Annotated in this window: 24 protein-coding genes; 6 read left to right on the top strand and 18 right to left on the bottom strand. The window is 39.1% G+C overall.

Translation table 11 applies throughout. The annotated features are described in order from the left end of the window. Window positions 1–144: 144 nt before the first annotated feature. The 3 genes from DD627_RS04495 to DD627_RS04485 form a co-directional block, all read right to left on the bottom strand. On the bottom strand, window positions 145–1,287 hold the full coding sequence (locus DD627_RS04495; RefSeq protein ID WP_260266677.1) for a sensor histidine kinase: 1,143 nt from the start codon (window positions 1,285–1,287) through the stop codon (window positions 145–147). 76 nt (window positions 1,288–1,363) lie between these two features. Next, window positions 1,364–2,053: a response regulator transcription factor CroR gene (croR, locus tag DD627_RS04490; RefSeq protein WP_216753858.1), complete on the bottom strand. Its 690-nt coding sequence runs from the start codon at window positions 2,051–2,053 to the stop codon at window positions 1,364–1,366. 146 nt (window positions 2,054–2,199) lie between these two features. Then, entirely contained in the window at window positions 2,200–2,391 is a 192-nt protein-coding gene (locus DD627_RS04485) for a hypothetical protein (protein WP_260266674.1), read from the bottom strand. Window positions 2,392–2,553: 162 nt separating this feature from the next. Here DD627_RS04485 and DD627_RS04480 point away from each other — a divergent pair, with 162 nt between their 5' ends. Next, window positions 2,554–2,685, top strand: coding sequence for a hypothetical protein (locus DD627_RS04480; RefSeq protein WP_260266672.1), 132 nt, complete (start codon window positions 2,554–2,556; stop codon window positions 2,683–2,685). A gap of 797 nt (window positions 2,686–3,482) precedes the next feature. Here DD627_RS04480 and guaB read toward each other — a convergent pair. From guaB to ychF, 3 genes are all read right to left on the bottom strand, one after another. Then, window positions 3,483–4,628 (bottom strand): IMP dehydrogenase, encoded by a 1,146-nt coding sequence (guaB, locus tag DD627_RS04475; protein ID WP_260274898.1) that lies wholly within the window; start codon window positions 4,626–4,628, stop codon window positions 3,483–3,485. Window positions 4,629–4,979: 351 nt separating this feature from the next. Continuing rightward, entirely contained in the window at window positions 4,980–5,681 is a 702-nt protein-coding gene (locus DD627_RS04470; protein ID WP_260274897.1) for a DUF1129 domain-containing protein, read from the bottom strand. A gap of 27 nt (window positions 5,682–5,708) precedes the next feature. Then, the gene (gene ychF / locus DD627_RS04465; protein ID WP_057784878.1) at window positions 5,709–6,815 is read right to left on the bottom strand and encodes a redox-regulated ATPase YchF; all 1,107 of its coding nucleotides are present in this window, start codon (window positions 6,813–6,815) and stop codon (window positions 5,709–5,711) included. 277 nt (window positions 6,816–7,092) lie between these two features. Between ychF and DD627_RS04460 the strand changes: the two genes are divergently transcribed. From DD627_RS04460 to DD627_RS04445, 4 genes are all read left to right on the top strand, one after another. Further along, complete coding sequence (locus DD627_RS04460) at window positions 7,093–9,426, top strand: hypothetical protein (protein ID WP_260274896.1); 2,334 nt, start codon at window positions 7,093–7,095, stop codon at window positions 9,424–9,426. 128 nt (window positions 9,427–9,554) lie between these two features. Continuing rightward, entirely contained in the window at window positions 9,555–9,689 is a 135-nt protein-coding gene (locus DD627_RS04455) for a hypothetical protein (RefSeq protein ID WP_260274895.1), read from the top strand. Next, window positions 9,686–10,108, top strand: a complete 423-nt coding sequence (locus DD627_RS04450) for a WxL domain-containing protein (protein ID WP_260274894.1) — start codon at window positions 9,686–9,688, stop codon at window positions 10,106–10,108. The genes DD627_RS04455 and DD627_RS04450 overlap by 4 nt, the downstream gene beginning before the upstream one ends. A 97-nt stretch (window positions 10,109–10,205) precedes the next feature. Further along, window positions 10,206–11,231 carry a WxLIP family cell surface protein gene (locus DD627_RS04445; protein WP_260274893.1) on the top strand — a complete coding sequence of 342 codons (1,026 nt, stop codon included), beginning with the start codon at window positions 10,206–10,208 and terminating at the stop codon, window positions 11,229–11,231. A gap of 55 nt (window positions 11,232–11,286) precedes the next feature. Here the strand turns inward: DD627_RS04445 and DD627_RS04440 are convergent, their stop codons facing one another. Genes DD627_RS04440 through rsmG form a run of 3 tightly spaced genes read right to left on the bottom strand, consistent with a single transcriptional unit; the run spans window position 11,287 to window position 13,096 of the window. Beyond that, entirely contained in the window at window positions 11,287–11,472 is a 186-nt protein-coding gene (locus DD627_RS04440; RefSeq protein WP_068804770.1) for a DUF951 domain-containing protein, read from the bottom strand. Window positions 11,473–11,483: 11 nt separating this feature from the next. Then, window positions 11,484–12,323: a ParB/RepB/Spo0J family partition protein gene (locus tag DD627_RS04435; RefSeq protein ID WP_375710196.1), complete on the bottom strand. Its 840-nt coding sequence runs from the start codon at window positions 12,321–12,323 to the stop codon at window positions 11,484–11,486. 20 nt (window positions 12,324–12,343) lie between these two features. Continuing rightward, window positions 12,344–13,096: a 16S rRNA (guanine(527)-N(7))-methyltransferase RsmG gene (gene rsmG, locus DD627_RS04430; protein ID WP_260274891.1), complete on the bottom strand. Its 753-nt coding sequence runs from the start codon at window positions 13,094–13,096 to the stop codon at window positions 12,344–12,346. Window positions 13,097–13,295: 199 nt separating this feature from the next. Here rsmG and DD627_RS04425 point away from each other — a divergent pair, with 199 nt between their 5' ends. Beyond that, window positions 13,296–13,913: a LysE/ArgO family amino acid transporter gene (locus DD627_RS04425; protein WP_260274890.1), complete on the top strand. Its 618-nt coding sequence runs from the start codon at window positions 13,296–13,298 to the stop codon at window positions 13,911–13,913. 53 nt (window positions 13,914–13,966) lie between these two features. Here the strand turns inward: DD627_RS04425 and DD627_RS04420 are convergent, their stop codons facing one another. From DD627_RS04420 to DD627_RS04380, 9 genes are all read right to left on the bottom strand, one after another. Further along, window positions 13,967–14,662 carry a hypothetical protein gene (locus DD627_RS04420; RefSeq protein WP_260274889.1) on the bottom strand — a complete coding sequence of 232 codons (696 nt, stop codon included), beginning with the start codon at window positions 14,660–14,662 and terminating at the stop codon, window positions 13,967–13,969. 14 nt (window positions 14,663–14,676) lie between these two features. Then, the gene (locus tag DD627_RS04415; protein WP_260274888.1) at window positions 14,677–16,074 is read right to left on the bottom strand and encodes a GH25 family lysozyme; all 1,398 of its coding nucleotides are present in this window, start codon (window positions 16,072–16,074) and stop codon (window positions 14,677–14,679) included. Between the two features lie 371 nt (window positions 16,075–16,445). Further along, the gene (locus DD627_RS04410) at window positions 16,446–17,567 is read right to left on the bottom strand and encodes an NAD(P)-dependent alcohol dehydrogenase (protein WP_260274887.1); all 1,122 of its coding nucleotides are present in this window, start codon (window positions 17,565–17,567) and stop codon (window positions 16,446–16,448) included. 189 nt (window positions 17,568–17,756) lie between these two features. Beyond that, window positions 17,757–18,596 (bottom strand): MurR/RpiR family transcriptional regulator, encoded by an 840-nt coding sequence (locus tag DD627_RS04405; RefSeq protein WP_260274886.1) that lies wholly within the window; start codon window positions 18,594–18,596, stop codon window positions 17,757–17,759. A gap of 17 nt (window positions 18,597–18,613) precedes the next feature. Beyond that, window positions 18,614–20,605 (bottom strand): glucose PTS transporter subunit IIA, encoded by a 1,992-nt coding sequence (locus tag DD627_RS04400; protein ID WP_260267674.1) that lies wholly within the window; start codon window positions 20,603–20,605, stop codon window positions 18,614–18,616. After that, window positions 20,605–21,510, bottom strand: a complete 906-nt coding sequence (gene murQ / locus DD627_RS04395) for an N-acetylmuramic acid 6-phosphate etherase (protein WP_260274885.1) — start codon at window positions 21,508–21,510, stop codon at window positions 20,605–20,607. Before murQ ends, DD627_RS04400 begins: the two co-directional genes overlap by 1 nt. Continuing rightward, on the bottom strand, window positions 21,510–22,577 hold the full coding sequence (locus DD627_RS04390) for a DUF871 domain-containing protein (protein ID WP_057785000.1): 1,068 nt from the start codon (window positions 22,575–22,577) through the stop codon (window positions 21,510–21,512). Before DD627_RS04390 ends, murQ begins: the two co-directional genes overlap by 1 nt. Window positions 22,578–22,748: 171 nt before the next feature. After that, window positions 22,749–23,102, bottom strand: coding sequence for an iron chaperone (locus DD627_RS04385; RefSeq protein WP_057785001.1), 354 nt, complete (start codon window positions 23,100–23,102; stop codon window positions 22,749–22,751). A gap of 185 nt (window positions 23,103–23,287) precedes the next feature. Then, window positions 23,288–24,253, bottom strand: coding sequence for a DNA/RNA non-specific endonuclease (locus DD627_RS04380; RefSeq protein WP_068804734.1), 966 nt, complete (start codon window positions 24,251–24,253; stop codon window positions 23,288–23,290). Window positions 24,254–24,436: the final 183 nt, after the last annotated feature.

The following is a 24,436-nucleotide window of genomic DNA, read 5'->3' as shown; positions in this document are numbered from 1 at the left end:
ACGCACTTTGCGTAAACCTTTTTTATTTTTCACAAAAAAAGCGAAAATCCAATCGCAAACCAGCTAGCCAAAGCAAAAATATAATTTGTTTGGAGACCAATTTTACGCGAATGGTTTTCGTTTTTCCTGAATTATAGAAACTTATTAATTTGCATCCTTAGTACTTTTTTGTGTCACCGGCAATTCCACCTTAAAACTAGTTAATTTCTCACTAGATGTCACACTAATCTTTCCGTGATGCAATTCCACAATGCTCTGCGCAATTGCCAGGCCCAATCCGGTACCGCCCGTTGCCTTTGATCGTGACGACTCCACTCTGTAAAAACGCTCAAATAAGTGCTTTAGCGATTTTTCTGGAATCTGTTCGCCATCATTGGACACCTTAAAGATAATTTGATCGCCTTTTTGTGTGGCTTCCAAATTGATATGTTTACCACCCTTAGCGTACTTCAAAGCATTCGAAATTAAATTGTTAAACAATCTCCCTAGCTTTTCTGAATCGCCTTCAATTTTAATGTTTTTGGGTGTGGCTTTGGCATCAATTTCCATACCCTTTTTTTCAGCTTCCAATTCAAAACTAGCAGCTAACTGCTCCAACATCGGTTCAACTGAAATTTGGTTAAATGTCATTTTAGTCGAAGCTTGACGCACTTTGGTATATTCAAAAAGATCTTCAACCAAAGATTTCATCTGCTCAGCCTTTAAGAATGCTGTATGGGTGTACTTCAACACGTCATCTTCATTCTTGTACTGTTGGTTTTCGATCAATCCCAAATAGCCAATAATAGAGGTTAGTGGCGTCCTTAAATCATGGCTCACATTTGTGATTAACTCATCTTTTGACTGCTCAATTTTTCGTTCTTCATTCATCGATTCAATGACCGAATCCACTAAGACATTTACACTATCAACAACGCGTTGATGATCACCTTTCAGTGTAAAAGGAATGCGATGATCAAAGTGACCATCGGCAATATAGTGTAATTCACCAATAATATGGCGCAACTGCATCTGTTTATATCGCCGCATTAAACGCCAATAGACGACCCAAACGTCTACAATGGCCATGAAGAAAATAAAGAAGTTTTGATAACTCCAAACCCGATAATTATTGGGACCTATCGTAATTGACTCCTTGATTTGAAAAATACCACTTTCCAATCCAGGATTACTTCGAATAATTTCAGTGGCCAAAACCAAGATGGATAGATTTAAAAGGAGTAACAAAATAACGGTAACAATTCCTTCACCTAATAATTCACTTTTTTCTCGTGCAGTTAATTTCAAAACTTTTCCTCGTTTCGATTCCCATTCTCACTACATCGCTAAAGCGACTAAATCGAAATGACCTCACAAATTCACTCTAGTGAGACTCAATTTTATATCCGACGCCCCAAACAGTTTCGATAACCTTTTCGCCACCAGTTGCTTCTTCAATTTTGTCACGTAAATGGCTCACGTGAACCATAACGGTTTTTGCAGAAATGATGCTTTCTTGCTGCCAAACCCGCTCAAAAATATCATCTGCTGAAAAGACACGATTAGGATGACTTGCCAAAAGGTATAAAATACCAAACTCCAGTGCAGTTAACTGGACTGATTTACCCGTTAAAGTCTTCACTTCATGAGAATCACTATTTATTGTTAACGGGCCAATGTCCAAAACTTCCGGTTCATCTTGTTTCAAATCATTTTGGCTACGACGCAAGAGCGATTTAACCCGCGCCATAACCTCCAATGGATTAAATGGTTTTGTAACATAATCATCCGCACCGGTCAGCAATCCTTTGATTTTATCCATATCTTCTGTTTTGGCAGACAAAATCAGAATGGGTAATTGAGAATCACGCCGAACTTCACGGACAACCTCAATTCCACTCATTTCAGGCATCATAACATCCAAAATCATTAGTCCAATTTCTGGATCTGTATGCAGCTTTGTAAGTGCTTCTTTTCCATTAAATGCAGAAACTGGCTCATAACCTTCATTTTTAATATAAATATCGAGGAGTTCAACAATTTCTTTATCATCATCAACGACCAAAATTTTCATTATGCGAAATCTCCTTAAAATGCAATTTCCTTTAGTGTAGCAAAAAATAGATCAACAAGAAATTATATAAGCCAAGGTTTTATGTAATGTTAAGAATAATCATTCAAATTTCAAAAAAATGAAATCAACTTAGGTTCTCAAACAACTTATGGTTGCATCGTTACCGTCATAATCGACACAACCCCCAGGGTCGCGATCACAACCACAATTAAGACTAGAAACCAGATCAAAACTATGAGATTAAAGAAACCATCTCGTTTAATAGCACGTACTAAATTGAAGCACACATACAGGGCAACCAATCCCATCACTATTATATATATTGTTAGCCAAGTCATTGTTTAGTGCTCCTTTACGCATTTTTGAATACTTTTTAATAAAATGTGAATTCAACGCTGTCATTTCTAGGAAAAGTATATCATATTCCCTATTTTGTTATAAATCTTAGCTGTTCAACCCAAATGGTGTATGCTACACTAATTTTCAAGGGGGAGTTATTTATGTTAAAAAGAGCTATGCTTGAGAGTGCATCATTTATTGGAATTATGTTGGCACTAGATGTTTTGGCCATTCCAATTGATCTATTAACACATCGACCAATCTTGAATGGGCTAATTACTAATTTTGTGTAATCCTCAAATCGGGCTACATTACTTGGATCTATCTTAGCTGTAGCGATTGGCTGTTGGCTAGTCCTGACACTCATAATTTGGTTTTTTCTTTCACTAAATCATAATTTAGCCAAACATGATTATAAAAAATGAAACTAAATTGAAGTTTATTAGGTTTATGTTTTACCTCCTAATAGGCTTCTTTTTCATTTTGGATAACAGTTTGTTTCTGCATTTTTGGGTTAGGATAGCTCCTGAAACAGCTACAAACAGATAACCACGTCTTACCGCGAGATAGTCATCCCGCGATCGACATTCTTATCTCTTTGTAGATTATCGTTTCAATCCGCTCACTACTTTAGGACAGTTGCTTGAAACAGCTACAAACAGATAACCACGTCTTACCGCGGGATAGTCATCCCGCTATCGACATTCTTATCTGTTTCTAGCTTATCGTTTCAATCCATTCACTACTTTAGGACAGCTTCAAAAAACAAAGGACTGAGAATAAGGGCGACGCAGATGGGATTACGATCCCGTCTGCGTCGCCCTTATTCTCAGTCCTTTACCGTTTTGTTCCGCTCACTACTTTTAGGACAGCTCGACAAGTCAAAGAGGCACAGATAAATATGACTCACAGCAGAATTACGATCCTGCCTCCGTCACACTTATCTGTGCCTCTTTACCGACTTGTCTCACTCACTACTTTTTAGGACAGCTTCATAAACCAGTCTCTGTTCTTTAAGCAAGGCTCACGACGGGACACAATCCCGCCTCCGCTCGCTTAAAGAACAGAGACTACCGGTTTATTTTGCTCACTACTTTTTATAATTCGGTGCCACCTTCGTCATCTGCACATCATGTGGATGCGATTCGATCAAGCCCGCATTTGTAATCTGGATAAATTGGGCATTCTCTGTCAAAGCCTCAATCGTTGGTGCACCAACATATCCCATGCCTGAACGCAAACCACCAACCATTTGGAAAATAATATTCTCAACCGATCCCTTATATTCCACACGCGCTTCAATACCTTCCGGAACGAGTTTGTTAGCTTCATTCACGCCGCCTTGGAAATAGCGATCCGCTGAGCCATTCGACATCGCACTCAAACTGCCCATTCCGCGGTAGCTCTTGTACTTTTTACCATTATATTCAATGACTTCACCCGGTGTTTCATCTGTACCAGATAACATGCTTCCCAGCATGACAGCATTCCCGCCAGCAGCTAACGCTTTTACAATATCGCCAGAATATTTAATTCCGCCATCAGCAATAATATGCTTACCATAAACACGGGCAACCGTTGCAGCATCATAAATCGCAGTAATTTGAGGAACTCCAACGCCTGCAACAACCCGAGTGGTACAAATTGAACCAGGACCAATTCCAACTTTAACAACATCAACCCCAGCATCGAAAAGGGCCTTTGTGCCTTCACCAGTTGCCACATTGCCAGCAATTAGCGTTGCATCTGGAAAATGTTCTCTGATTTCTGCAATTTTACGCAAAACACCAGCGGAATGACCATGAGCCGTATCAATAACAATAGCGTCGGCACCAGCTTGAAGTAAAGCATTAGCACGATCAAAAGTATCGCTCGTAACCCCAACCGCAGCCGCAACCAATGGCCGACCAGCCTCATCACTTGAAGCATGTAAATATTTCTTTTCATCAGCTTTTCCAGCTGCTTTAACTTCTAAAACTTGAGTTGCTTGATCTTCAATGGACATGTTCTTATGGATAACGCCCATTCCGCCTTGTCGTGACATAGCAATTGCCATCGCCGACTCGGTAACTGTGTCCATCCCTGCGCTAATAATGGGAACATTCAGCTTGATATTATCTGCTAATTGCACTGATAAGTCTGTTTCATTAGGTAAAACGTGGCTTTCTGCCGGTATCAGCAATACATCATCGAAAGTTAAACCTTTTTTCACAAATTTTGTATCCCAGTTAGACATAATTAAGATCTCGCTCCTATTCGTTTTTTATTGACTATTTTGCTTTCAGCAAAATCCTATACTCACTACGGATGTCCTTCCTCGCTAAGTGCTAAAGCACTAAGTCGGACAGGCTCCTATTCGTTTTTTATTGACTATTTTGCTTTCAGCAAAATCCTATACTCACTACGGATGTCCGCCATGTTTCTTGCGGTCTGTCTTTCGGCCACAAGAATGGACATCGCCCGAAACATCCAAGATAATTAGCGTATCTTGCTAATTATCATCCCTCCTGTGGAGTAGTTCCTCGCTAAGTGCTAAAGCACTAAGTCGGACAGGCTCCTATTCGTTTTTTATTGACTATTTTGCTTTCTACATAAATCCGCCAGTCACATGATAACGGCGTTTGAACCACATACGGACCACAAACAAGACTGCCGCAAGTACCAAATAGGCTTCAAATGGCAAAATTGGATTCAAACTTTGTGGCAATGATGAGAATAGCATGTAGGCTACCATCCATACCAAAATCATCCCCGTCGCCATCCCAATTGTCTTCCAAATCGATTGACGTTCCTTCTTTTTGGAGGTTGGTTGCAAACGGTCCGTTAAGAATGGTGCACATGCCCCACCAATAATTGAAATGGCAAGCATTGCAGTGATTCCTGCTGGTCCCGGCTCTGAAGTAACTGACTTAGGCTGGAAAATCATCATGATTCCAAATATTAATGCAAAAATCATTAAGAACACCATACCATTGTCCAAAGCTTTCATCCAATACTTAGTTTCTACAGGTGCCTTCTTAGGCCCTTCGATGATTTCTTTAACCCGATCTGTTGGTGTGCCATAGATCTGTTTAGCCGTTTCACCTTTTAACTGACCTTCCAGTAAACGCAACTTAGTGTCTTGCAAAGCTTCTTCTTTTTTTTCTTCAGATAATTTATCATTTTCATTCAGTTCTTTTGTTAAACGAAACATGAAATCTTCATTTCGTTTTGTGTAGGTTTGCTTGGCTTTTCGTTCTGAATGAACCTGCTTACCCGCATTCCGTTCCGTTGTCTTATCTTCACTCATTTGATTCTCTCCTCTGTTTACGATTGCTTACACATTGAATCTAAATTCAATAATATCGCCATCTTGAACCACATAATCCTTACCTTCCAAGCGAAGTTTTCCGGCTTCACGAACAGCTTGCATGCTACCGTCTTTATCAAGATCAGCATATGAAACTGTTTCGGCACGAATAAAGCCCCGTTCAAAATCAGAATGAATAATACCAGCACATTGGGGTGCCTTCATGCCTCGTTTAAACGTCCAAGCACGGGTTTCAGGACCACCAGCTGTGAAGAATGTTTCCAACCCTAAAAGCTTGTATGAAGAGCGAATCAAACGATTTAGACCGGGCTCTTCAATTCCTTCTGCTTCTAAGAAATCTTTTTTGTCGTCATCATCTAATTCAGCAATTTCTTCTTCAGTTTCAGCAGAAATCCCCAAAACTTCAGCTTCAGGATCGTCTTTAGCCACATAATCCTTAATTGTTTTGTAGTACTTTGAGTTTTCAGGATCGGCCATATCATCTTCGGCAATGTTTGCAACATACAAAACAGGTTTTGAAGTTAATAGGAAGAAACCACGCACAATTTTCATTTCATCTTCATCAAAATCAATTGAACGAACAGCCTTACCGCTTTCCAAAACTGGCTTGATTTTTTCAAGAACTGCTAATTCTGCCAAAGCATCCTTATCACGGCTTTTAGCCGCCCGTTGCACTTTGCCTAAACGTTTATTAACGGCGTCCAAATCAGCAATGCTCAACTCCAAATTAATGGTTTGAATATCTTCAATTGGATCGACTTTACCAGAAACGGTTGTGATGTTGTCATCATCAAATGCGCGGACAACGTGCACAATTGCATCTACCTGACGAATGTTTTCAAGAAACTTGTTTCCCAAGCCTTCGCCCTTGCTAGCACCTTTAACAATTCCGGCAATATCCGTAAATTCAAAAGTAGTTGGCACAATTTTTTTAGCCGGAATAATTTCTTGAATTCTGGCTAGTCTTGCGTCTGGAACTTCAACCATCCCTACGTTAGGATCGATCGTTGCGAATGGATAGTTCGCCATTTCCGCACCGGCCTTAGTAATTGCATTAAACAAAGTTGATTTTCCAACGTTAGGTAAACCAACAATTCCTGCTGTTAATGACATTTTTCACACGCTTTCTTTAATAATTTTAATTTAAGTGTATACATGTAATATAGTAACAAAAAAGGGCAGCTAGGGACAGGGGCAGTATTCAAAAACCTAGATTTATTGGTAAATTTAACGTCATTCCAAAAAATAATATTACTAGGTGCCAAATTCCAATTTTTTATGTTGCTGAGTAAAGTTTTTTTCGCATTTTATCTGCCCAGTGCTAAACTATAGGCAACTCGGTTAAAAAAATAGGAATTCATACTTTTTTAAACCAAATTCAGGGGAAATTATGCAAAAGATTAAACTATTCTTCGTTCTGACCACTGTTGCAATTGTTGGTTTCTGCCTGCCAACAACAATTAACGCAGCAGACACGACAACTTCAAAACCATTTCCCAACAACGAAATTTTAGGTGTGGGATCGTACTTTAACGCGTTTGCTGCCGGAACCATGACAATCGATGCGAATAACACTTCAAATTTAGAGGGACGTTATGCCGCTAATAGTCTTGAATCCAGCACAGATAGTTGGAATACGCGAACCAGCAACACACAGTGGGGGCAAATCACAAGTGATGTTTCAGGAACCATTTCTGGAACACCATTGTTTACGGCCAATAAAGTTGATTCTAGCACCACTTATGGCAACTATATGCGTCACATGCTAGATCCAAACACGCGTCAACGAGCTTCAATGGCAGCGCCCGTCGTTTCATCTAAGAATTCAATCGTCATTAATAATCTTCGTGCTGAGGCTAAAGACTACACAGACACTGACAAAACTAATCACGCTTCGTTATTAGATATTTTAAATATGGACAAAAACGTTGGCGACACTTCCGATTTTTCTGGCACGAATGGTTCTACCCTTGCTTCTGTGAGTGGAAAAGCGCTTGATCCGGATGCCACGGATGCCTCTAATTACTTTGATGCGGCCGCCATTCAGTTTAATAAAATTTCTCAATATTATGATCAACTAACACAACCGGATTCAGACGATAACAAAAACGAAGACAAAGTTGTTGCAAACGATCAGGTAAATGCCGTAAAGGTTACGCAAACCACCCCTGAATACCAAAACTACACTAATTTAACGATCGATGTCACTTTGCCGGATGACTACAGTTCTGATGATAACTACAAAACACCACCAGTGATTATGGTCGGGATTAATGCTGATAACGCAACTGACAAGAACTTAAATTTAACTATTAAAATTCATAATATGAACACCGCAACAACTTCAGTTCAAGCTGGTGATTCATCGTATGATTCGTATACCTATGCGCCTTACATTTTTATTAACTGGGATAATGTCACAACGCAGAGTCCCTTCAGTAACTGGCAAGGATCTTTTAAAATGAAAGCCTATGCCGGAACAGATTCAGATGAAGAACCTGCCAACTCTGGTAACGGTACCCAACAAAGTCAGTTATTTTCAAGTCACGTTTTAAATAATTTCCCCAACGCGACAACCAGCGGCACAGACACCCTTAAATTTGGCAATACCGCTGATGACAGCCAATTATGTGGGGCAATGCTGCTTCCAAATGCGAGCGTGTCGTTAAATTCAGGAAGTCGGACACTATATGGCAGTATTCTATCAGGAAAAAATATTACAATTGCTCATGACATGCCAGCTTCGCGTTTAATCGCCGGGACGTTTGACGTCAATAACATCTCCGGAAATGTTTTCTCTGATTTACATTCTGTAAATCCTTATATTAAAAATCTGAATTTGGTCACAACTAATGCTTTAACTGATAAGGCCATCACAGCTGGATCAACCGGTGACTCGGCCAACAAAAAGGAAATTACGGTAACAGATCCGACTAAATCAGTTGGCTTGACAGGAACTGTGGTCACTAGAAATAAAAACTATCAGTTATTCTATCGTCTTAACAATGACAAAACCGCGACATCCTGGAAAAAACTGAACGCTAGTGGGGTGAACACAAATAGTAACAGTAACTTTAAGGTAAACAACTTAACCAGTTTATCCGGTTATCAACAGAAACTATCTGCTGAGTCAATGCAATCTGGGAGTGCCAGTGATCTCCCCACTCTGTCGACGATTGGTGGCAGTTTGCAACGCCAAAATCAAATTGAAATCGTGGTGGCACCGAAAACTGACGACTCGGGTCAAGCAATCACTGCAGATTCTGATTTATCTGCTTATCAGCACACCACCATTAATTTGACAGAAACCGGAAAATTAACTGCTGATATTCCAAATACATTTCAGCTGACACCTAGTTCAGACGATCCCGATGTCTACAGTTCATCAAGCGACTCACAAAATATCACAATTCAAAATGATTGGCGTGTTCCCTATACGCTTAGTGTGCAGTACAACGACGCTCTGGCCGCCAAGTTTCCTGTAAATGGGTTGAATCTGTTTGATCAACCTAAACTGGTAAGCTACACTGCCAATGGCAATGCTTTCGATATTAACCAACCACTATTGCAGCAGTTGGCGGATAACGCATTATTAGCAACGTCTTCCACCAACTTTCAATTAAAGCTTAATGTCTCAAAGCTTTTGGCCAGTGGTGCTGTTCAATCTGGAAAGGAGTACGGAATTCCCCTCTATTGGACGTTGAAATATGACTTAGCTTCCTAGAAAAATGAAAACACTTACAAAAAATTAGTAATTTTCATTGTATTTGCCATTTAGACCCCGTATAATGTGTAATTAGCCACTCAAAAACGGACGGCTAATCAGGCCGAGAATAGGGAGTTCACAATATTATGAAAAAGAATCAATTAATTACTGTATTAAGTGTATTAGGAATTAGTTTTGCATTAGGTTTAAGTACCACTTCAGTTCAAGCTGATAGTACTGGCACAAGTTCTGTGGGAGAATTTATAGCGCTGGTAGTTTGAGTATCGATAGTGTTCCAGATTTCAACTTCGGTTCAACTAGTGTGAAGGATATGACTACAGGAACTACCTTGAATTATCAAAGCGGTAGCAATAATAAGCTTACTGTTTCTGATTATCGAGGCACTTCAAATCCCGAATGGACTTTAGAAGCTAGTTTATCCGATTTCACTAGTGGTAACAGTAAAGTTGCTGGATCAATTAATTTAGCTACTGACACAAAGGCCGCTGGCACAATTAACGGTGCTGCTAGCGAGGTTTGGAACAATGTTGATGCTGCAACAAACGGAACCGGTGCCGCATCCGCAACTGTAAGTACTGATACGAAATTAGTCACAGAAGCTAATTCTGCTGTAGATGGTGGAACTTACACTTCTGATATCACTTGGACCATGACCAACACGGCTGCTTCTGCCAAATAATCGTTCACCTATTTATATAATTCAGTTGAAGAGTAATCACGACCGATAACTTTCATAAGTTAACGTCACTTACTCTTTTTTATTTGCAAAGGAGAAAATGATGTTTCGAAAACTTATAAAAACTATTTTGGCAATTGGGATCCTTGGCCTTATATCACTTGCCGCGCCTCATTCCGTTCATGCTGCCGGTGCCGGATTTACGATCACTCCCATTGCCAGCAAGCAACAAAATGATTCGTCGGTCTCTTACTTTGATCTAAAACTTAAGCCTAATCAAACTGCTCAAGTCAAAGTTAAGATAACCAACACAACCACCAAAACGCTTAACTTGATTGCATCTCCCAACACGGGATACACCACAGATAGCGGTTCGGTTGCTTACGACCTTCAAAAATTAGGCAGCAAGAGTACGGCTCCTTATCAGTTACAAACACTGATGGGTGGGCAACAAAAAATCGCCGTGCCAGCCAAGAGTCAAAAGGTCGTTACTTTTCCGATTAAGATGCCGACAACGCCGTTTAAAGGTGTTTTAGATGGCGCAATTTACTTTCTCAATCCCAAAACGAGTGGGTCGACTGCCACAAACAAAAAGAGTTTTAGCATCAAAAATCGATTTGCAATGGCCTTAGGCGTTACCATTCACGAAGATACCAAAACAACTGTACTGCCAAAACTAACCTTAGGAGCTATCAGTACTGGAACCGATCAAAATGACACATTTAGCCCAGCTGTGAAGGTTAAACTTAATAATACTCATGCAACTTTGACCAAAAAACTAAAAATCAAGAGTCAAGTTTCGCAAAATGGGAAGACGCTGTTTAAGACAAATACCAGCAACTTAACCATGGCGGCAAATTCAAATTTCAATTATGCGATTACCACCAACCATACTGCGCTCAAAGCTGGTACTTACCGGCTGCACCTAGTCGCACGTAGCGGTTCGCAAAAATGGACCTTTAATCGTAATTTTGTCATCACCAAAACACAGGCAAAAACCGCCAATCGGCATGCCCGGGTTAAAAAGAATTACTTCATCTGGTATATCTTAGCAATTCTGTTAGTTCTTCTATTGTTACTTATCGCCTTTTGGTTTGGCCGCAGTTCTTCAAAACAGAAAAAATAAATTTCAAAAAAAGGATCTGTAATCGTTGTTATCATACGATTACAGATCCTTTTAGCTAGGCTTTTGCTTTTTTTAAAACTTTTTTCAGTTTACGTTCAAAATCACGGCGCGACAGCATCACGATATGACCGCAGTTCATGCATTTAATCTTGATATCCATGCCCATCCGAATGATTTTCCATTCGTTAGCTTGACAAGCGTGCGGCTTTTTCATTTCTACAATGTCATTTAAGTCGTACATTTCACTTACCCCTAATCTAATGAAATATTCAGTAAATTCAAAATGCGGTTTAAATCGTCATTAGAAACATAATTAATTTCGATTTTTCCGCCTTTTTCTTTCTGATCCAAAACTGCTTTAGTACCGAATCTTTCTTGCAGTTGTTCTTCAATCGCCCGCACATAGGGTGATTCCTTGCGAACGGGTAAAACTGGTTTTCCTTTTTTAGGCATTTGTGCGTTCAAGCGGTTAACTAAGTTTTCTAATTGCCGAACGGTCAAATGTTCACTGACCACACGTTTCGCCAGTGGGATCAGTTTATGCCGATTCTTCAAAGCAAGCAAGGTTCGTGCCTGACCCATCGAAAGTTCGCCAGCCTGCAACATATTTTTTATTGTTTGTGGTAAACGTAACAGACGCAGATAATTTGCGATGTAAGGACGACTTTTACCTAGTTTTTCAGAAACTTGTGCTTGCGTAAAATTCAATTTTGCCATTAAAGAATCATAGGCTTGAGCTTCTTCAAGCGGTGTCAAATCTTCACGCTGGAGGTTTTCAATTACGGCCGCTTCCATTGTCTCTGCATCGCTTAATTGGCTGATCAAAGCAGGAATAGTGTGCAATCCAGCCATTTTAGCAGCTCGAAAACGTCGTTCACCTGCTATTAATTCATAGTAATTCTTGGCAGCCTCTTGTTTACGTACGATAATTGGCTGAAACACACCAGATTCTTGAATAGAATTGGCAAGTTCACGCAACGCTTTGGCATCAAAATTATGACGTGGCTGATACAGATTGGGATGAATGTGACTTAAATTGATTTCAACAACTTGTTTGGAATCTTCATCACGCAAAAGTTTTTCAGCACCCATTGAAGTTTTAGCTTTGCTTGTCATTCTTTACGACTTCCTTTTTTCGTACTCACAATTGGTTCTCGGTTAGGTGTTCCCGGTTTTCGGGGATATTTTTTTGGCGTTTTTGTCACTTTTTCAATCCAAACCAAATGGCGTTCATCACCGGAAACTGGCAAACTTAGTTGTTCGTCTTTAATTAATTTACCACCCAGAATTTGAATTGCTTTGTCAGCATCTTCCACTTCATCTTCTGTATGACTTGCCTTTAATGCCAGCATTTGACCGCCAATCTTAACCAGTGGCAAACACAATTCCGTCAAAACAGATAAGCGAGCAACCGCCCGGGCCGTGACTAAATCAAAGGATTCACGATAAGCTAGTTTGGGAGCGGCAAAGGTTTCAGCTCGATCGTGACACAAGGTGACGTCACTTAACTCCAGTTTTTGAATCAAGTTGTGAAGGAAAGTGATCCGCTTGTTTAACGAATCCACAATTGTCACCTTTAACTGCGGAAAAACAATTTTCAAAGGGATTGATGGAAATCCAGCGCCAGCACCCACATCACACAAAGTGATTGGTTGCTGAAACACCGCTGGATTTTGAATTCCAGGTAGCAAAGAGTCATAGAAATGCTTCAAATAAACATCTTCCTCATCGGTAATTGCCGTTAAGTTGACATGTTCATTAATCATGACTAAATATTTATAATATGTATTAAATTGCTGCATCTGTTTATCAGATAAATTAATGCCTTGGGCAGCGAGGGCTTGTTTAATTGCTTCTGGGTTCATATAATCCTCCATTGTGAAACAAAAAGTGTTCCACATCATTATAAACGATTTTTAATGCCGGAACAAGATAACTTACTAATCAATTGACGCGGCGAATTCCTATTATATCAGTTTTTGAGGCAAGTTTTCCAAACCAAAGCGATTTGAGCATGGTAAAATTTAACTGCTAGTCAAAATTAAGAAATTAAGGACAACTCGAATGTTAAATACATGGCTTCAAGGGTTATTATTTGGTGTCGCGTATATCGCACCAATTGGGTTACAAAATTTATATATGATCAACACCGCTTTAGCCCAGCCCCGTCGCAGAGCGCTAAGGGTGGCGTTAATTGTAACTTTCTTTGATATTTCACTTGCGGTGTCATGTTTTTATGGCATTGGTAAACTGCTTGAACTGTACTCATGGCTTGAGCTAGTCGTACTTGCAATTGGGAGTGTTATTGTAATGTACATTGGTATTACGTTGTTGCTATCACACAGTCAAAGTGCCAGTCATAATAATCATAGCGGCCAGTTTAGCTACAAAAGTGTAGTTGTTTCTGCCTTTAGTGTGGCTTGGCTAAATCCACAGGCCATATTAGATGGCACCATGTTACTTGGTGCCTTCCGGGTTTCGTTGGCGTCTAATGTGCAAAACTATTTCATTTTAGGCGTCGCAATGGCTTCCGTTATCTGGTTTTTAAGTTTAACCACCATTACTTCGGCTTTAAAGGATCGTTTTCAGCCGCGCTTTTTAGTACTATTAAATCGAATTTGCGGCATTATTATCATTGTGTATGGTATTAAATTGCTGGTGATATTTTTTCAAAAACTTTGATTGCAAAAGGCCCTCAAAATTAATTTGAGAGCCTTTCGTTTACTATTCAAAAATTATTTTATAGCTTCCTTAGCAATCTTAGCAGTTGTTTCAGCACTGTTTCCACTGACTTGAACAACCTTATTCTTTTGTTGCCAGCTAATATTATTAACTGGTTTCTGCTGAGCACCATCATAAACAACCACGTTACCCCGAGTGACGTTTTGAGTAATAACCTTGTTACTCTTTAAAGATTTTTTCACTTTATTCGCGACGGCTGTCACAGTTTTGTTAGTTTGATTAACCGAAGAAGTCGTTAAATCTTCTGTATCGGCCACTGTGGTTACAGTCCAGCCATTTTTTTGCCATTGCACATAAACGTGGCCCATGACCCCTTGGCTGGTTGCCTTGGTACCATCTGATAACGTAACTTTAGTCCCATCCGCATTCGTTAGATTTTGCGTGTTTTCAAAACCTGTCTTAGCTTGGCTAGTAGTCCCATATTTTTGCTGTTTATAGGTTGCCGTTGTTGCGCTATTAGCACCGTTTGAATACGTTACTTTGCCACTAGTACTGTTTCCAGTGACTGTTTGGACTTCAGTTTGTGTCCCGTCAACTTTTTCTGGAGCAGCTAAGCCCTTGTCGGCAGGCGTCGTCACTGCATGAACAGTAACATTATTGTTTGTCATGGTCGTCCCGCCAATTCCAAGCAAGGCTAAACCGACGACAAAACTGCATCCCATTACCACGATTCTTTTTTGTTTTTTCATATGATTAACCTCCTTTAATTAATTGTGACGACATTTTTATTTACATATCCGACCCAAGTATTTCCACTATACAACGAGTAATAAGTGTGGCCATTCGGATGATTGTAATAATATTTCACCGTATAGATTTTTCCGTAATAATTATTGGTACTGCCTAATTTTTTAGTGAAGGATAGATTCTTCCAAATAGTTTGATTTTTCAAAGCAATTTTGACCGTTTTTTTAGTACCAATTGCCCGCCAGGTTGCCTTGGCATTGACATAACCAAACCACGTGTTTCCTTTATAAAGTGAGTAGTATGCCTGACCGTTACCACGAATATACTGGTATTTAATTGTATAACTCTTATTCATATAATTTTTAGTGTAGTGTTTAACCTTGGCCCATAAGAAATTGTTCCAAACACTGTAAGTTGATTTGTGAATTGTGGCCGTATGTTTGTAACTGTGCGCTGTCATCACTGTCATGGCGTTGGCATTAACATACCCTACCCATTTACCATTTTTGTCATAAAGCGATAAATAAGTGCTTCCGTTTTTATGCTTATATGAATATTTTGCGTAATACGTTTTACCACTTTTTACCGTTTTACCGTTTTTAGCTGTAAACGCTAGGTTTTTCCAGATGGTGTAACTTGATTTGGAACTGTTCTCTGACACGTATTTACCATATTTACTGATTGTGCCGTAATTGCTGGACGCCGTGCTAGTGGACAAGAACCAAGAAGTTGCCTTCCCATATTTCAAACTAGCATCCACATACTGTGCGATTGGAGAACTATACCAGTCATCGGAAAACTGCCAAAGCACATGCGAAATAGCAGTTGGTTCGATTGATGTATAATCTGCTAACCAAAAACCGTCGTAGCTCTTCATAGCTGATGCCGCATAGGTCTGTGCAAAGCTATTGTAGGAGTAAAATAACACATGCTTGGATGTTAAACTGTTAAGTTCTGTATACCACTCTTTTGTGGCAGAATTAGTGGTACCACTTGTCACTGTTTGTTCTTCGTAATCATTGACGTAAAAACTTGCGTTAGGTGCCCGCGTGTAAAGATCTTTGGCTTCTTGTTTGGCATCTGAAGTACTTATGTACTGACTAAATGAGTAAACACCATATTTCAAGCCATATTGCTCACACAAAGCGGCATTTTGGGCAAAATACTTATCTTTATAATCACTACCATATTGAACTCGTAAAATAATGAATGGTTCTACTTTGGCCAAATTTTTAACCTGTGTTGCTGTTAGTTTTCCTTGCCATTCCGACAAATCTGGAACTTGTGAATTAAGCGTAGTGGCGTGGGTTGTTTGCATGGTAAAACCAGCAAATATCAAAAATCCCATAACCACTAGTATAAATTTCAGGCTCCAGTTCTTTTTCCATGTCGGATGCATATGTACTGAATTCATATAAAGACTCCCTTTCTAAGTAAAAGAGGAATTACCTTAAAAAAATCAATATGGACAGATCATGTAAGCATCCTTTACAGCAACCCGTTTTCGTGCCTTATATTGCAAAAAATCCCTGATAATAATATTATCGGGGATTTTTAGTTGTGCTATTTAATTTTATTGGTTGTTTTTAAGGAAATCCCGAGATAAATTAGGACCTAACGTCCCTTAAAAATAGGTTACTAAATAAATATTAAATGAATATTAAAATAACCGGATTCAGAACTACTTTTTAATTAAACTAAATAAGTTTTACTGTTTGTTTAGTTTTGGCTAATGAATAAAAAGCAACATTTTCTCAAAAATCATCTGAATTTTTATTGTAAACCCTAGCCTTCAAACTTATAATCTTCATCAATGACCAAAATTGGTTTGATTGTCTTACCACTTATGGAATCTGCATTTGCTTGATTAATTTCACTGAATTTGTAGAATTTCTCTGTTTTGTCAAAGTCAAACATTCCTTGACGGTAAAATTCAATCAAACGAGGTACATCAATTTGCGGAATGGAGTCACCCATATTGACGCCGATAACTGCCTTATCATCGACACACAAATCATTCCAAGTATCCACATCAATGTGATGAGGTGTCACAGCAATACATGCAGATACACCTCCTTGAGCCAGAGCTTTAATAGAGGTTTCCATCACACCTGCAACACCAGTTGTATCTACTGCAAAGTTAACACCATGTCCATTTGTAAACTTTTTAATTGCTTCAACAGCATTTTCATTTTTGCTATTAATCACTTGGGTGGCACCTAGTTCTTTAGCTAATTTCAAACGCCCGTCATTAATATCTACCGCAATTACACGGGTACAACCAGAGATTTTTCCCGCCATCATCGCAGCTAGTCCAACAGCACCGGTACCAAAGACAGCAATAGTTTGTCCTGGATGTGGCTTCAAAGTATTCAGGACAGTCCCACTTCCCGTCACGTAGCCACAGCCTAATGGACCCAATTTTCGCAAATCAAGATTCTTAGATACTTTAACTGCATTACGCTCTCGCACAATAGTATGTGTGGCAAAAGATGATTGATCAAACATGTCACAAACTTTATGGCCATTCTCAGTAAAATGAGCGCTACCATCAGGACGTACACCAGAAAGATTATTTTCTGCATAGTGTAAACATTGCGTTGGAACACCCTTCAAACAGTTTTCGCAATTTCCGCAAGCATAAAACGAAAGAACAACGTGATCGCCCGGCACAAAATTTTGCACATGTGAGCCTACTTTTTCAACGATTCCTGAACCTTCATGACCCAAAATGATCGGATAACCAATTTCCGCATCTCCCTTTCGAAGTGCCTCATCGGAATGACAAATTCCCGTCGCCACCACTTTAACCTGTATATCGTCTGGTTGCATCTCTGCCAGTTCCACATCATCTTTAACTTCAAAATCAGCACCTTTTTCACTAACAACAGCTGCTTTAACTCTCATTCTAAAAAGCCTCCTAATAGCTATATAATCGTTTTTACACATTTGTTATAGCAGTTTGTAAAAAGAATTGCAAAATTTCACAAAAAATACCTAGTAGCTCTAACATCTCCTTCAAATCATTAAAGGAGGCGAAAAACAAAAGAACTAAGTTTCTAAGAATTCAATCTTAAAAACCCAGTCCTATTCCAATTACTTAAAATGTTTTTGAATGACATCTCGTGATTCCTTCAGCTTACCTACGTTTTCATCAAAATTCATAGAGATGTAGAAATAGTAAAGTAGATCCATCACATATAGTTGCGCTATTAGGGAGGTTGTGGCGGCTGTTCGAAATTTTTCATTTTCTTCACTATCATCGTGAACCAAGACAATGTCACTCTTTTTTGCCAAAGTGCTTTTTTCGTCGTGCGTAACTGTAATTACTGGTACGTCATGTTCATGCGCCACATCTGCCAGCTTTTGGCTTTCCAAAGTTTCTCCTGTGTTTGAAACCAACACCAAAACAGTTCCAGATTTTACAATTCCTGTTGCAATTAGGTGCGTGTCCATCGTCTGAACTACCGGTTTACCAATACGAATAAACTTTTGTTGAAAGTCAGCCGCGACAATACCTGAGGCACCTAATCCATATGCATAAACATCATCAGCTTCACTAATTAGCTGAGCTGCTTGGGAAACTGCTTTATCTTTCAAAGTTAGATTGGTCTGTTCAATTGTATGTCCAATTCTAAACTCCATTTTTTGTTTAACTACATTCAGTGGATCTTTGGGATCAACCTCTGTATACAAACTGTCGTCCATTTTAGTTTCTGCAGAAAGTTGAATTTTTACACCAGGGAAACCGTCAGTACTTAAAATTTTGGCCAAGCGAACCACTGTGGCCGCACTAACACCTGCTCTATTAGCTAACGTGTCGGCATTCATTCCAATAACTTGTTGTGGATGATCTAAAATATATTGTGCAACTTTTCGTTCAGATTTTGAAAATGAAGTGATTTGACTATGAATAGAAAATAGAATACTTTTCATATACTTTTCCTACCTTACTAGCTGGCCGGAGTTGTATTCATTACCACCGTATCGCTTTGAACGTCTGTGTTATCAGGCACCTTATCAACCGTAAAATCCTGACTGTTTGTAATGATTGCCAACGTAACTGTATCATACCCAGCTTTAGCAACTTCTGTCCAGTCTACTTTTCCAACCACTTGATTTTGGGTCACAACATCACCTGGTTTAACGCTTAAGTCAAAGTATTTCCCCTTCAGATTAACCGTATCAATGCCCATGTGAACTAGTACTTCTTCCCCAGCATCACTTGTATATCCAATTGCATGCCCTGTATCGGCTACAAACATTACTTTCCCATTCACGGGCGAATAAACCAGTGAATCATCTTTAGGCTTAATTGCGACGCTTTTTCCCATAGTTTCTTTAGCCATAATTGGGTCGCTAACTTCACTAACGGAAATTTGTTGGCCTTTAACAGGAGCTGTTACAGTATCTTTAGTATATGAAACTGATTCTTTAACTTCTTCATTTTTGACATTTGAATCAGAATTAGTCACAGGTACAACAGCATCAGCAGTGGCAAGTTCAGGATCAACAGCATCCTTTGGAATTCCAAAGAAATAGGTTGCAACAAAGCCACCAGCATAAGCAGCAAGTAAACCAAAGACATAACCCATCCAGTGACCATTATTAATTAAAGGAATTAAAGCTACGCCGGAAGGTCCGATGGCAATTGCACCAATATGTCCCAATCCGCCAATAACTGCGCCTCCAATACCACCTCCAATACAGGCGGTGATAAATGGTTTACCAAGTGGTAGTGTCACTCCATAAATCAAAGGCTCCCCAATTCCAAGAATTCCAACTGGTAATGCACCTTTAATCATGTTTGTAAGTTTGTGGTTTCGATGACAACGAATCCACAGTGCAATTGCAGCACCAACTTGGCCAGCACCAGCCATTGCCAGGATAGGTAGTAATGGTGTCATACCAGTTTTGTTAATCATTTCAATATGAATAGGGGTTAAAATTTGGTGCAGTCCAAACATTACCATTGGTAAGAATAAGGCACCCAAAACAAATCCTGAGAATGCACCACCAACATTTAATACCCACTCAATACCACCAACCAATGATGTGGAAACAACACCAGCAACTGGCATAACTAAGAAAATTGTAAATATTCCAACTACAAACAATGAAATCGTTGGTGTCACAATAATATCAATTGAATCCGGAATCCACTGATGTAATTTCTTCTCAACTAAGGAAAGGATCCAAACAGCAAAAATTACACCAATAATACCGCCTTGCCCTGCTGCTAAGGCCTGTCCATTAAATATATTGTGCAATGGAGCGGTTGGAAGTACACCGGTTAATAACGTCACAGCACCGATAACACCACCTAGTCCAGGAGTCGCTCCAAACTCATTAGCACTATTAATACCAACATAGATTGCTAGATAGGAAAATACACCATTTTGAATAACTTTCATAACCATGATAAAGTCATTCCAACTCTTACCAATATCGCCCGCGAGAACCATGTTAGAAAGGACCGCTGCAACACCACCAATTAAACCAGCACCAACAAAGGCTGGAATCAATGGAATAAAAATATTCGAAATTGATTTCAAGATTCTCTTAATTGGCGTTTGCTTCTGCTTTGCTTTTTGCTCTGCTTTAACTCTGGCAGCTTTTGCTTCGACCATTTCTTTATCAGTTAAATGACTATTACCGCCGACATCATCTGGAAATGGCTCGCCCAGTTTTACACCAACTTCGTCAACCATTTCTTGGGCAACTTTGTTTACCGTTCCTGGTCCAATGACAACCTGAAGTGTTTCATCATCAACAACGCCTAAAACACCATCAATATTTTTCAATCCTTCCATATTGACCTTATCCATATCGATAATTGTCATTCGCACTCTAGTCATACAGTGAATTAGCTTTTCAACGTTACTAGGACCACCCACATTTTGATAAATTTCACGTGCAAGTCGTTTAATTTTTTCATCAGCCATTAGTTTGTACCTCCCTTAATTGTTTTACGAACAAAGCCATGTGCATCTTTCAAACGTTCCTTAGCTTCATTTTTATTTAAATCAGTTAAAATCATAACAATTGCTAACTTTACATTTTGATCAGCAGAATTAAATGCTTTTTCTGCTTTTGAATAATCACACTCTGTAGCCTGCATAATAATTCGTTTGGAACGCTCTACCAATTTATCGTTTGTTGGTTTTACATCGACCATAAGATTCTTGTAGACCTTGCCAATCCCAACCATTGAAACGGTGGATAACATGTTTAGAACCATTTTTTGAGCGGTACCTGACTTCAAGCGAGTTGATCCAGTTAAGACTTCAGGACCAACAGAAATTTCAATTGCAACTTTAGCATGTTTGCTAATTTCCGCATGATCATTGCAAGCTAAACTAATTGTTTTTGCACCAACTTTGGTGGCATAGTCCAAACCGCCAATAGCATAAGGTGTTCGTCCGCTGGCTGCAATTCCAACTACCGTATCATTTTCAGTAAGGTTTCTGTCTTTTAAATCTTCTTCTCCTAGTTCTTTAGAATCTTCAGCACCTTCTACAGCCAAAGTCATAGCTTGTTGTCCACCTGCTATTAATCCTTGAACCATTTTGGGATCTGTTCCAAAAGTTGGTACACATTCAGCTGCATCTAAAACGCCAAGTCTGCCGCTTGTACCTGCTCCCATATAAATGAGCCTACCGCCACTTTTAAAGCTTTTGACAATCTGCTTCACAGCCACCGTAATTTCTGGCAATGCTTTTTTAATACTAACAGGAACTGTCTGATCCTCAGTATTCATTAATTCCAGAACTTTTTCAGTAGACATTTCATCAAGATTCATGGTTTTTGCATTTCTTGTTTCAGTTGTTAGTTTACTTAAATCAATCATTATTTATCTCCTTCATCTGGTTTAAATTCAATTCCAGTGTTCTCTTTTATTAAAACAAGCATGGACAAATCATTAGCTATCACATGACCAATCACGTTCACTTTCGGATTACTTTGTAATGTCGTTTTACAAATTTGTATTTCGCCTTGATAGCGCCCATAGCCTTGATTATCAAGTGTAATTGCACCCACATTTCTTTTTAGAGTATCGTCAGATTTAATTGACAGTTTAGTGATTTGATTTTGCTTTCGTGATTCTACCAAACGGACAACATCTCGGGAGACCTCAGGACGATTGTGCCAAACTCTTTTAAATAGCGTCGTATAGTCTGATTTGACCTGCAACTGCACTTTATTGTGTAATTCATAGTCGGCAAACTTTTGCATAAGTTGTTTGGAAATTTGGGGATCACCGATGAAAACTTTATCAACCCCCAACTTATTTTTCAGTTCATCGGCTGCAACTAAGGGATTCAAATTTCGATGAGCTTCTAAAGTCGGTAAACCTTTATAAATTGGGCCACGCAACTTTGAATCTCCTGGAACAAAAGCCATTACTGTAAAGTGGTGTTTTTTTAGCCATTGGTTCTTAGTTGCAAACCAATCCGTGTCCAATCCTGTTTCTGGACGAGGATAATAATTATGCCAAGCTTCCATATGGTCAAAATCAGCTTGATCTGCATGTAAATTATTAACGTCGCTTTCACTTATTGTGCTGGCATTCAAGGCAATGTTTAATTGATGACTCAGTTCAGCAATTTTTGAATTGCTAAATCCATCGTCCAATCTCAACGCTGAAATACCAATGTGAGTTAAGCTTCTAGCCGAACTAACTGAAACTCCTAAGTTTTTTAAACCTTTCAAATCAAGATCAACCGTTAATTTCAATTTTTGCTCTGCACAATAACCTCCAAGTAACTTCAATCGATCGACATACTTAGAGGCATCCTCCTCTGGAATATGTACTGAAGTAAACACACCTGTAAAGCCATTTCGTTTCATTTCTTTTATATAGTTTTTAGTTTGATTGTCAATTTCTTGATCAAGATAAATTGAAAAACCTAACATAGTACTATCACCTCCCATATTTGTTAACGTTTTCATTTTACGAATTGAGTATACCTCTTGTGAATTATTATTTCAACATTTTTATTAATTTAATCAATATAATTGAAATTTAATTTCTTTTGAAGGCGCAAAAAAGGACAAATCACATATTATATAATTTGCCCTAATCTCTTATTCTCCACTAACTTCCTTCACCCGAAATGCCACAATCTCGCGAATCAGTTTTACTGGTAATGGCTGGTCATAAGGAATCTGGATGGTTCCTTTAGAAGTCTGAAAGTCCTTTAATTGTGCTTCAAAGGCCACAATCGGAGCGGGCGTTGGATAAAAACCAAGATGTTTTTGCGTTGCCGCAAAATACACCAAAACTTTCCCATTTTGCTTAATAGCCGGCATATTATACGATAGCACCTCTTTTGCATCGGGAGCCGCATCTGCCAATAAGTCACGCATAATTTGCGCCACATTTTGTTGCATTTCTGGTAATCCTGCCATGTACTCTGCGACATTTGCATATTTCTCCATAGTTAACATCCTTTACTTTCTCTGGGAATTCAGTATTGCTCACACACCATTCAGTTATAAAATTCTCTTTGAAACCAATTATAACCTTCTTCACGTCATTATTCTCACCCAAGGATACCAAAAAATCGATTAAGTTATCAGGCACGCAAGCCCGACATATTTAACCGATTTTCAACTTGTTCTATTTAACTAACTTTACTTGTACCATTAACGTAATTGAGTTTTACCCCTTTTTGAACATTGAAAATATAAACATTGTATCTAATACGATTTGAGCCAATCGATTGTGCCCGCATTTCTACTCCATTAGCTAGCAAGTCGCGACCCGAATAAACTGGTTTGACTTCATAACGCACATAATGGTGAGAACTTTGCCGTAAATACTTAGCTGTTTCATTTTCATACTTCGTCATTTGCGGATCGTTTAGTGAACGGGTTCCAGTAATTAAATTCTTCCAATTATTGTTTTGTCCTGTCAACTGATACCCAATCAAATGACACCGGTTATAGAGCCAACCAGACTTCAACTTCTTGTTGTGCCACCCAGTTGGGTCTACGTAAAGTGACGCACGGGCTTTTTTAGGCATCAATCGTTTATTCAGCATAGCATTCGCATCAGTTGCCCGATTCTCGCTATCCAAATTACTATATTTTTGCCATGCACCTTTTTTGGTGGACAAAGTTGCCTTGGAAAAATTAGGGCGATCCTTATTGATGATCACTGTTTGCGTCCCGTGGTACTTAAGTGTGCTCAGTTTAGAAGTCGTTGCTGCCTTGGCCTTTTTTGCCGAAACTTTTTTAACAACCTTATGGACAACTTTTTTCTTGTGGACGACTTTCTTTTTCTTAACAACCTTTTTCTTTTTATGCACGACTTTCTTCTTGTGAACCACTTTTTTCTTTGGTGCTTTTTCAGTGGCTGACAAAGTTAATCCCCGTCGTTTAGCTGTTGTTAAACTTACTTTATAAACTTTTTTAGCTCGATTTAGACCCCGATCGTGCCGTTTATAAAAGTAATGCTTCCCTGTTCTAGTCACATAAACATAGGTCGTGGCTTGCGCAGTTTTGGTGTTGCTTGGTAACTGTTGCACATTAAACGCCAATGTAAATGTGGCAATCACTAGTATGACTAGCTTTGAAACTTTTTTCATGCTGCTCCCCTACTTTCTACCACCGCGAATGGTAAATAACTAAAGGTTGAAAGTATCAAAATCACTTCAATAATTAATATTAAACGACTTGGTTCAAAAGCAGTAGTTTAATTGCCGTCCTACGCCTCACTTAGTCTGGAAGCAAATGGGCTCAGTAGTATCGTTTATCTTAGCGGGTTTCGC

It is taken from the genome of Pediococcus sp., assembly GCF_003533255.1.
Taxonomy (GTDB): Bacteria; Bacillota; Bacilli; order Lactobacillales; family Lactobacillaceae; genus Pediococcus; species Pediococcus parvulus.
The sequence above is the reverse complement of the archived record's forward strand: the minus strand, read 5'-3'. Positions and strand labels throughout refer to the sequence as shown.